The organism is Streptomyces sp. NPDC024632 (assembly GCF_055559175.1).
Map to the genome: position 1 here is coordinate 525,484 of NZ_JBVHLD010000003.1, position 10,312 is coordinate 535,795.

The window sequence follows — 10,312 nt, forward strand, 5'->3', positions numbered from 1 at the left end:
AACGGATCAGGAGGAGGGACGTCGGAGTCGGTTGGTGCGGAACGGGGACGTGGCGCTCAGGTGAGGGTGAGTGTGAGGATCGCGCTGTAGTCGCCGGGCGCCGTCACCGCGGGGAGCCGCAGGTCCATGTCGGCGTTGACCTTCACGGTGCCGCCGACGACCTTCTCGCCGCCGGCCGCGGTGAGTTGGCACAGCGTCGCCGCGGTGCTGCCCAGCGGGCCCGGCGTGCCCGGTGCGGGCGTGCCGACGCTCTGCGAGCTTCGGACGCAGTCGGGTGTCCAACGGACGGCCGAGGCGGGGATGGTGTTCTGACCCGAGGTCAGGTCGGTGAGCGTGCCGGTCAGGGACCAGCCGAGGTCGACGCCGCGGGAGTCCACGACGGTGACGGTGTTGAGCGCGCTGGTGGCGGTCTGGGACCGTCCGGTCAGGGGGATGGTGCCGAAGTCGATGGTGTCCCCGGACTGGGTCATCTGGAGATTGCCCGCGGTGACGGTGGCGCTGATCTTCTGGGTGGCCGTCGCGCCGCCGCTGTCGCCCACGGTGAACTTCGCGTTCACGTCGGAGCCGTCCGCACCGCTCTCGTCGGTGTGGATCGCGGTGGTGGCGGGGTCGTTGACGGTGAACTCGGCGGTGAAGGTGCCGTCGGGTGTGCTGACCGGGTACACGGCGTCGTCGGCGGTCTGGTTGCCGTCGGCGTCCACCCCCCAGACGTTGATGTACTCGTCCTGGTGGAAGTTGCGGCCGCTGACGGTCACCACGGTGCCGAGCGGGCCGTGGTCGGGCGAGAGCGTGACGCTGCGGGCGCCCGTGGGCACGAACGCCTTGACGGTGAGGTCGGCGGTGGCGTGCTTGGCGCCGTCACTGACCTGGACCTGGTAGGAGCCGTCGGCGATCACGGACGACGCGGCCAGTGTCGCGCTTCCCGAGAGGGCGCCGGACGAGTCGATCGCGAGGGTGTCGGAGGTGAAGCGGGACGGGTCGCAGCCCAGTCCCTGCGCGTCGCACAGCGAGACCACGGGGGTGCCCCCCGCGGTGAATCCGCTGCCGCTCAGCGCGACCGAGGTGCTGGGACGTACGGCCGAGGCCGGGGCGGTGAGCGTGGTGGCCCCACCGCCGCCGCCCTGCACGGTGACCGTGCCGATGCCGCCGCTGCCCGAGACGATGTCACAGGGCGTCTGGAAGGTGCTGCCGAGCACCACCGTCTGCGTGTTCATCTTCAACGGCGTGAACGTCACCGGTCCCGACGCGTCCGAGGGGACGAAGAAGTCCCCTCCGTAGGGCGGGATGACGATCGGCGCGGGCGCCGCCGGGATGTCCACGGGAACGGTCGGGCCGGTCACCGAGACCGTCCCGGTCGCCCCGCCCGACATGGTGAAGTAGATGCTCGGCGTGGTCGGTACGGCGGACAGTGCGAGCGGGCTGGTCGCGGGCGAGGGTCCGAGGGTGACCTCGGCGTGCACCTTGCCGCCCGGCGCGACCGTGGCCGGGGTGAGGGTCACCGAGACGGACTGCGGCCCGGTGTTCTCACCCTGTCCGGCGGGCAGCACGCAGTGCACGGTCGGGGTGACCGTGTCCGCGTGCGCCGCGGGGGCGGCCAGCGTGCAGGCCGCGGCCAGGGCCAGAGCCGGCACCGCCGCCCGCGCGAGGCGCCGTAGAGAGAACTGCCCTGCATGATGCAACGCGTGCCTCCTGACTCCGGGACGCATACGTGTATATGACGGTGCGTCAGGTGCTGGTTCCAGGGCATTGCGACAGCGCGGGACGCAGAAGTCAATGCGAACCCGCCGGTAACCTCGCGGTGTGGGGCCGCCGTTCGCACCGGGCGACGCCGGCCGCGGGTCAAGCCGCGGGTCACGTCGTCCCGTGGCGCTTGACTCTTCAAGGTCATGGGGCTTCACTCCCGACCAGCGCGCCGGGCCGGACAGCGGGTAGTCACTCGACAACGGGATGTCAAGGGTGCCTGTGCGAGGTCGTCCCCCGGCGCACCCTCACCCTGCTTGATTGGAGTGCTTTGCCATGTCCAGATCCAAGCGTATGGGGACGATCGCCGTCCTCAGCGGCGGCGCACTGTTCGCCGGTCTGACCCTCGCCCCGCACGCGGTCGCCGTCACCCCGGCCACCGCCACCGCCAGCTACAACTGCGGCACCTGGGGCAGCGGGACGGCCACGCTGACCGCCACCGACTCCGGCGGCGTCAAGAAACTGAAACTGAGCTCCTCCACGATCACGGTCCCGGCCGGCACCACGGTGCCGCCGAACAGCATCACCACGACCATCAAGGTCAAGAAGAACGGCTCGACCGAGGTCGACTTCTCCGGCACCGTGAACCCCGCGATGACCGGCGCCGTCACCCTCGGCCCGCTCCCGCAGTCCACCGGCACGCTCGCCGCCGGTGACAAGACCGACTCCTGGGTGCTGTCCGGCACGCCGAGCGCCACCAACTGGTCGGTCAAGATCGTCACCACGTCGCCCTCGGTGACCACCGTCTACTGCATCGCCACCAGCGCCCAGTCCACCGCGTTCACCTGGTAGCGGTTCACCTCGTCGCACGGGATTCGCCCGGCGCGACCCGGTACGCGGCACGCACGGCGGGACCCCGCTCCCAAGGGAGCGGGGTCCTCGCGGCGGCCTGACCCGCTAGTGGCCGGTCTCCTCCGGCGCGCGCTTGGGCATCAGCGCGACCGCGGGCAGGCACAGCAGGCTGAGCCCCAGGACGACGGCGAGGCTGATCTTCATGGCGTGGCCGAGGCCGCCGCCCGCGGTCTGGAAGAAGACCGAGGTCACCGCGGCCGAACCGATACCGGCGGCGAGCTGCTGGATCGCCGAGAGCGAGCCGCTGGCGCTGCCCGCCTCGTCGGGGCTGATGTCGCCGAGCGCGATGTCGAAGATCGTGCCGTAGCAGGCGCCCATGCCGAGCCCGGTGACGAAGATCGGCGCGGCCAGCGTCCACAGGCCCACGCCGGTGCCCGAGTGGGCGACCAGCGCGAGCAGCCAGCCGCCGCCCGCCAGCAGGATCGCGATGCCGACGAAGATCAGCGTGCGGCCGAGCTTCTTGATCAGCGCCATGCACGCGCCCGCGGCCACGATGATGCCGAGCGTCATCGGCAGCAGGGCGAGCGACGCGGTGCGCGGTGAGGCGTGCAGGCCCTCCTGGATGAACAGGGACAGTACGTAGATCAGCCCGCTGGTGGTCGCGAAGACCACGAGCCCGACGACCAGTCCCGAGCTGAAGCCGCGGTTGCGCAGCAACGACGCCTTCAGCAGCGGGTCGGCCGCCGTGCTCTGGCGGCGGGCGAATGCCGCGAAGGCCGCCACACCCACGACGAGGGAGAGGACGGGAGTGGCCGTCCAGCCGTTGGTCGAGCCCTCGACCAGGCCGAAGAGCAGGCCGAACATGGTGACGGCGAGCAGACCCGAGCCGATCCCGTCCACGACGACCGCACGGTCCCCGTCGTCGTGCGGGAGCAGCCGGACCGCCAGGACCAGGCCGACCGCGCCGAGGACGAGGTTGATCAGGAAGATCGGCCGCCAGGACAGGCCGAAGAGGTCGGCGTCGATGATGAATCCGGCCAGGATCGGACCGCCGACCGAGGCCAGGCCGAGCAGCGGCCCGAAGAACGCGAACGCCTTGCCGAGCATGTCGCGCGAGAAGGTCTTGGTCATGATCGCCATGCCCTGCGGGATCATCAGGGCGCCGAAGGCCCCCTGCACCACACGGGCGGCGATCAGCAGTCCGGGATCGGGGGAGAGCCCGGCCACGGCGGAGGCGACGGTGAAGCCGCCCATGCCGATCAGGAACATCCGGCGCTGGCCGAATTTGTCGCCGAGCCGCCCGCCGATGACGAGCAGGACGCCCATGGCCAGCATGTAGGAGGAGCCCAGCCACTTGATCAGGCCCTGGCCGCCGTGCAGCTCGGCGCTGATGGTGGGCGCGGCGATGTTGGTGACGGTCGAGTCGATCATGTCCAGGGCGTCGGCGAGCAGCACCAGCCCCAGGATCGCCCACATCAGCCGGGCCGATGTGCTGGTGCCCGCGGGACGGGGCGCGGTCGAAGTCGTGGTCGCGGTGGTCATGGCGGGACCTCCTTCCGGGGTGACGTCGGGTGACGTCCGCTGTGACATTGCGTGATCGGACCGGTCTGTCCGACCACATCCACCACCGTACACGAACATGTTCGTCGCGAACGTGTTCAGAGCGAACATGTTCGTTCCGGGCGGCGTGATCACGCCATGGCCGGGCGAACGTGTTCGTTATGCTGAGGCGATGACGCCTGGGAAAGCCGCCCCCATCAGCCGCCGCGACCGGCCCGCCAAACCCGCGCTCTCCCGCGAGGGGATCGTCGGCACGGCGCTGGAGATCATGCGCGCCGAAGGGCTCGACCGCGTCACGATGCGCCGCCTCGCCCAGGAGCTGGACACCGGCCCGGCCTCGCTCTACGTCTACGTGAGCAACACCGCCGAGCTGCGCGCGTACATGCTCGACGACCTGCTCGCCGGACTCGACCTCGGCCCGGTGACCGCGCCAGGGGACTGGCGCGAGCGGCTGTTCACGCTCCTGTGGTCGTACGGCAGGGCCCTGATGGAGTACCCGGGGCTCGCCCAGTCCGCGCTGGTGACCAGGCCCGCGGGCCCCGGTTACCTACGGCTGGTCGACGGCCTGCTCGCGCTGCTGGCCGAAGGCGTCCCCGCGGAGCGGACCGCGTGGGCGGTGGACCTGCTGCTGCACTTCGCGACCTCCACCGCCACCGAACAGGGCACCCGCAGCGTGGCCGACGGCGCGGAGCAGGAGGAGAGCGACCTCGCGAACGCGATCCTCTCCGCCACGCCCGCCACCTACCCCCATATCGCCGCCCTCGGCATGGACCTGCTGAGCGGCACCGGCACCGGCCGTCTGACCTGGGGATTCGACGTCCTGCTCAACGGCATCATCCACACGCCCCGGCCGTCGGCGTAGCAGGCGTTCTCACCCGCCCGGTCACGGCTCCGGCAGCCGGTGGTCGCCGACCGCGTCGTACGTCTCCTTGAGCGCCTTGCGGGCGCTGTCCAGATGGTGCTGGGCGACGCCGATGAACAGGCAGTCGATCACGGTGAGCTGGGCGATACGGCTGGCGGTCGCGCCCGAGCGGAAGGTGGTCTCGGGGGCCACGGTCGTCAGGAGGTGATCGCTCACCGCGTGGATCGGCGAGCGCGGGAAGCTGGTCAGGGCGACGGTCGTCGCGCCGTGCTCGCGCGCCACCCGCAGCGCCTCGACGGTGTCGGCGGTCGCCCCGGTGTGGGAGAGGCCGATGGCCACGTCACCGGGGCTGAGCACCGCCGCCGAGGTGAGCATGATGTGGGTGTCGCTCCACGCGAAGCTCACCCGCCCGATCCGGTGCAGCTTCTGCTGGAGGTCGGCGGCGACCAGGGCGTTGGCGCCGACGCCGTAGATGTCGACGCGGCCCGCCGCCGCGACCGCCGCCACGACGCGGCGAAGCGTGTCGACGTCGAGCTGCCGCGCGGTCTCCTCGACGGCGCGCGCGTCGGCGAAGGCGACCTTGCCGACGACTTCCGACAGGTCGTCGGTCGGCGTGATGTCGCTGCCGAGGTGCCGGTCGTCGCGGGTCTCGGCGCGCGCGGCGTCCGCGGCCAGCGCGATCCGCAACTCCGGGTAGCCGCGCAGGCCCACGGAACGGCAGAAGCGGATGACCGTGGTCTCGCTCGTCGTCGCCGCCTCGGCCAGTTCGGTGATGCTGCTGCGCGCGGCGAGCGCCGGATTGGCCAGCACGGCCGCCGCCACGCGCCGCTCGGCCGGAGCGAGGTCCGGCAGCAGCGACCGGACGCGCGCCAAGGGACTCGCCTCGGGGGATTCGTTGTCGGAACCGGCTGACACGGGGGAAACGTATCCACCGTGATCGTCGGGGTCAACGTGGCCTCGGGCGAGCCCCGGCGCGGGTGAGCGCTCCGCGGCCCGTGGACGGATCAGTGCACGGTCCGCCAGGCGCCGGCCGGGGTCAGTCCCGCGGCCCGCAGCAGGTCGTGGTGGCCCGAGGTGACCGACAGCCCCGCGAGGTCGACGCCGCGGCCCTCGTAGACCGGGTCGGTGGCGTACGTCCAGCGGATCAGCGCACCGGCCCCGCCCCGCGGAAGCTCGGCGCGCACCCGCCACCAGGCGCGGACGTCCTGCCCCGACAGCGAGGTCGGGGTGCCGGACGGCGCGCCCTTGCCGGTCACCCGCAGCGGCAGCGGCTGCCAGGTCGTGCCGCCGTCCGTGGAGGACTCGACGGTGAGCAGATCGGTGGACTCGGTGTTGACGAACGCCGAGAAGTCGATGTCGACCGGTGCCTTCGCGGTGATCGGTCCCGTGGTGAGGGTGCTGGTGGTGCCGCCGCCCTGCCCCGAGTACCACAACGGGCCGCCGCCGGGGGCCCGGACCGCGATCGCCTGCGCGAGCGCGGTGGCGATGGCCCGGCGCGGCGGATTGGTCGAGGGCGTGTTCCGCGTCGGGTGCACCCGGTTGCTGAGCAGGACGGCGAACGAACGCGACTGCGGGTCGATCACCAGCGAGGTGCCGGTGAAACCGGTGTGCCCGAGGGTGCGCGGACCCGACAGGCCGCCCATGTACCAGATCTGGTCCAGCTCGAAGCCCAGGCCGTGCGAGTCACCGGGGAACGCCTGGTTGAAGTTCTGCTCCATCAGCGTGACGCTGTTCCGGCTGAGGATCCGACGGCCCTTGTACGTACCGCCGTTGAGGATCGTCTGCGCCAGGACGGCCAGATCGTCCACGGTGGAGAAGACGCCCGCGTGGCCCGCGACGCCGCCCATGGCCCACGCGTTCTCGTCGTGCACCTGGCCGCGCACCATGCCGCGCGCCGGACTGGTCTCGTACTCGGTCGCCGCGATCCTCGGCAGCTTCGCGGCCGACGGGTTGTAGCCGGTGTCGGTCAGCCGCAGCGGTCCCGTGATGCCGTCGCGCACCAGCGTGTCGAGCGGCTTGCCCGTCACCTTCTGCAACACCAGTTGCAGGCTCAGCATGTTCAGATCCGAGTACAGATACGTCGTCCCCGGCGCGTTGATCGGCTTCGCGTCGAGAATCGCCTTCTCGCGGGACGGCAGATCCGGGTAGCCCTGCCACAGGGAGGGGACCGGATCGGCGTCGAACCCCGAGGTGTGGGTGAGCAGTTGCTCGACGGTGACGGCGCCCTTGCCGTTGGTGGCGAACTCCGGCAGGTAGTGCGCCACCGGTGTGTCGAGGCCGATCCGGCCCGCTTCGAGCTGCTGCATGGCCACGATCGAGGTGAACAGCTTCGACAGCGAGGCCAGGTCGTAGATGGTGTCGGTACGCGCCGGGACCCGCTGGTCGGCCGGCAACTCGTGGGTGGCGTCGGCGTATTCGACCGCGTAACCGCCCGCGTCGCGCTCCACCACCACGCCGTCGTGGGCCATCAGCGTGGTCGCGCCGGGGAAGAGGTGATTCGCACCCGAGGCGGGGTCCTCCCAGCCCGCCATCTGCCGCTCGAAGGCGTCGATCGGCGCTGCGTCCAGCCCGGCCGACCGCGGGGTGCCCCGGTGCAGGACGGTGTCCGCCGGGGCGAATCCGGAGTACGGCCGGTCGAATTGGCCGCTCCCGCCGTGCTGCGGGGCCGGGGCCGCGTCGGCGCTCCCGGCGAGTACGAGGGAGAGGGAGGCGAGCAGCGCCGCGGCTGCCGTCAGTGCAGGGGTCCGCATGGAAACCTCGTCTGTAGAGGCCGGCTGGATCGGGAGCAGTGGTCGGGAGCGGCAGGGAAGGGACGCCGGGGGAGTGGAAGGATTCCTACCGCATGGCAGCTGGCGTCGGTAAGTTACTCACGCCGCACGCGCGGGTCAACCATTGGACCGGTCAAGGCTGTCGGGCGCGACGAACCCCGCGCCGCCGTCCGGTACCCTCCCACGCATGCCATCAGCACTGGACAGCCAGGAGATCGGCAATATCGCGCAAGAGTTCGACAACGACCTGGTGCTGCTGCGCCGCGACATCCACCGCCACCCCGAGCCCGCGGGCGCCGAGGAACGTACGGCGGCGCTGGTCGCCGAACGGCTGCGGGCCGCGGGCCTCACGGTGACCACCGGCGTCGGCGGCCACGGCGTGGTCGCGGTGCTCGACGGCGCGGGACCGGGACCCACCCTCGCCTACCGCGCCGACATGGACGCGGTGGACGACGACGAGCTGGACGAGCTGTTCGAGAGCGACTTCGCCTCCCTCGTCCCCGGCACCGCGCACCTGTGCGGCCACGACCTGCACACGGCCGTCGGGGTCGGCGTCGCCCAGGTACTCGCCCGGCTGCGCGAGCGCTGGCACGGCCGGATCGTCTTCCTCTTCCAGCCTGCCGAGGAGACGCTGGCCGGAGCGCGGGCCATGATCGAGGACGGCGCCCTGGAACACACACCCCCGCGCGAGGTCTACGCGCTGCACTGCGGGCCGTTCCCGGTCGGCACCTTCGCGGTCATGCCCGGTCACGGACTGCCGGGACAGGACCATTTCCAGGTCGAGTTGACCGGCCCGGACGCCGCGTCCGACGCGCGCCGGATTCTCGACCTGGTGGACGGCCTGTCCACCGTCCGCCTCCCGCGCAACCCCGAGGAGTACGACCGCCTGCTGGCCGACCTCCGCGACCCCGACGGGCCGCTGGCGCGATTCGTCGTCACCTGGCCCGAGTTGACCGCGCTCGACGACGGCAGCCCGCTCGTCCGCGTCTCGCTGCGCGCCTGGCCCGACAGCCGCTACGCCGAGATCCGCGACACCGTACGCGCCGCGGTGGAACCGCTGCCGGGCGCCACGGCCGTCTTCGCGGACGAGCCGTTCCCCGCGATGGTCTGCTCGCCGGAACTGAGCGAGGCCGCGGCGCGGTACCTGCGCGGCGCGCTCGGTCCGGACGCGGTGGAGGTGCTGCACGCCTCCTTCCCCTTCAACGGCGAGGACTTCGCGCTCTTCCTGAACGGTGTGCCGGGCGCGATGTTCTACCTCGGCGTCGCCAATCCGGAGGCCGGGATGAACGGCGCTCCGCACGCACCGGACTTCGCGGCCGACGAGCGGGCGCTGGGGTTCGGCGTCCGCGGCATGGCCGGTTTCCTGCTCAGCCGCCTCGCGGCCGACGTGGCCTGAAGGCCCGCCCCACCCTCGGCGGGAGCGGGCCTCCTCATCGGCCCTACGCCGACGATGTCCTGCCGGTGGCCGCCGCCGCGGGGCCGACCCCGGTCCCGGTGACGGCCGCGACGCTCACAGTGCACGACGTGCCCGTGAGGGCGCCGACGACCACGGCTCACGCCTGCTGCGCGTCGTCGTGCGCTGAGCCTGACCTGATGTGACGTCAGCGGCCCCCGCGGCACTGCCGGGTTTGGGGGGGGGGGGGGGGACCCGAGCGCCCTCCCCCCTCTACATCAGGCCCGCCCTCAGGCGATCTGCACCACGCGTGCGTTCTGGCACAGCGGATAGCTGGCCACGAATTCGGCAATCGCATCACGCATCGCCTCGAACGATTCGCCATACATGTACAGCGCGGTTTCGGTCGGGCCCTGCCACCAGCTGCAGATCTCGCCCAGGCCGTCGATGTTCTCCGACAGTTGTTCGAATACGTGGTTGGAATCGCACTGTTCGTAGACTTCGTCCGGCAGATTCAGGCCATCCAGGTAGATGCCGAGGCCCTCGGTCACGCCGAAGCTGCGATCAGCCTCGCCAGCCCCCTGCAGCTGCGAACCCTTCGGCGCGCCCAGCTGTTCCAGCAGATCGATCAGCTTCGGCACGCCGGCCGCGTCCACCAGGGCAACTTCAATATCGCCGTACTCGACCTCACCCAGGTCCGACATCGCGGTGCCGCCGCCAGTCAGCTCGCCCACCTGGGCCGCCTGCAGCAGCGCGTCGAGCGGATCCTCGAACAGTTCGTGGCGATGCTCCGGCTGCAGCCGGGCGTTCAACTTCACAGTGACGTGCAGCGTGGGTTCGGTCATGGGGCGTTCCTGGAAGAAGTGCCGCTTATTGTAGAGCCGAAGGCAGCGGCAGGAGCCGCTGCCAACGTCGCTGGCGACGGCCCGAAGGGTGCCGGTCAGGACGACCGGCATCGCCATGCTCAGCTGCTTCTGGTGGGAAAGAGCAGCCGAGCATGGGCTCGGCTCTACAACAGCCCATCAGCGCAGGAACGGCGTCACCTTGCGTTTCAGCAACTCCCCCAGCACCGGGTCCATGTAGTCGTAGTCATCCGGGATATCCAGGCAGATCACCCGCTTGCCGTTCAACCAGGCCTTGTAGCGGCTGGACAGCCGGTTGCGGTGGGCGCGTTCCATCACGAACACCAGGTCGGCC

General features: G+C 71.2%; 8 protein-coding genes. 3 read left to right on the forward strand and 5 right to left on the reverse strand.

Annotated features, from left to right (window positions below; translation table 11 throughout):
• Window positions 1–56 precede the first annotated feature (56 nt).
• The gene (locus tag ACZ37P_RS09690; protein ID WP_467345836.1) at window positions 57–1,679 is read right to left on the reverse strand and encodes a hypothetical protein; all 1,623 of its coding nucleotides are present in this window, start codon (window positions 1,677–1,679) and stop codon (window positions 57–59) included.
• 337 nt (window positions 1,680–2,016) lie between these two features.
• Between ACZ37P_RS09690 and ACZ37P_RS09695 the strand changes: the two genes are divergently transcribed.
• Window positions 2,017–2,532 (forward strand): hypothetical protein, encoded by a 516-nt coding sequence (locus ACZ37P_RS09695; RefSeq protein WP_355345675.1) that lies wholly within the window; start codon window positions 2,017–2,019, stop codon window positions 2,530–2,532.
• A gap of 105 nt (window positions 2,533–2,637) precedes the next feature.
• Here ACZ37P_RS09695 and ACZ37P_RS09700 read toward each other — a convergent pair whose 3' ends face one another.
• On the reverse strand, window positions 2,638–4,074 hold the full coding sequence (locus ACZ37P_RS09700) for an MFS transporter (protein WP_401310907.1): 1,437 nt from the start codon (window positions 4,072–4,074) through the stop codon (window positions 2,638–2,640).
• Between the two features lie 190 nt (window positions 4,075–4,264).
• Here ACZ37P_RS09700 and ACZ37P_RS09705 point away from each other — a divergent pair, with 190 nt between their 5' ends.
• The gene (locus ACZ37P_RS09705) at window positions 4,265–4,954 is read left to right on the forward strand and encodes a TetR/AcrR family transcriptional regulator (protein WP_467345838.1); all 690 of its coding nucleotides are present in this window, start codon (window positions 4,265–4,267) and stop codon (window positions 4,952–4,954) included.
• A gap of 21 nt (window positions 4,955–4,975) precedes the next feature.
• Here the strand turns inward: ACZ37P_RS09705 and ACZ37P_RS09710 are convergent, their stop codons facing one another.
• Entirely contained in the window at window positions 4,976–5,869 is an 894-nt protein-coding gene (locus tag ACZ37P_RS09710; protein ID WP_355345666.1) for a MurR/RpiR family transcriptional regulator, read from the reverse strand.
• Between the two features lie 89 nt (window positions 5,870–5,958).
• The gene (locus ACZ37P_RS09715) at window positions 5,959–7,704 is read right to left on the reverse strand and encodes a serine hydrolase domain-containing protein (RefSeq protein ID WP_467345840.1); all 1,746 of its coding nucleotides are present in this window, start codon (window positions 7,702–7,704) and stop codon (window positions 5,959–5,961) included.
• A 205-nt stretch (window positions 7,705–7,909) separates the two neighbouring features.
• On the opposite strand from ACZ37P_RS09715, the gene ACZ37P_RS09720 reads away from it, so the two are divergent.
• Complete coding sequence (locus ACZ37P_RS09720) at window positions 7,910–9,118, forward strand: M20 metallopeptidase family protein (RefSeq protein WP_391162083.1); 1,209 nt, start codon at window positions 7,910–7,912, stop codon at window positions 9,116–9,118.
• 287 nt (window positions 9,119–9,405) lie between these two features.
• Here ACZ37P_RS09720 and ACZ37P_RS09725 read toward each other — a convergent pair whose 3' ends face one another.
• Window positions 9,406–10,077, reverse strand: coding sequence for a hypothetical protein (locus ACZ37P_RS09725; RefSeq protein WP_467345842.1), 672 nt, complete (start codon window positions 10,075–10,077; stop codon window positions 9,406–9,408).
• Between the last annotated feature and the right edge of the window lie 235 nt (window positions 10,078–10,312).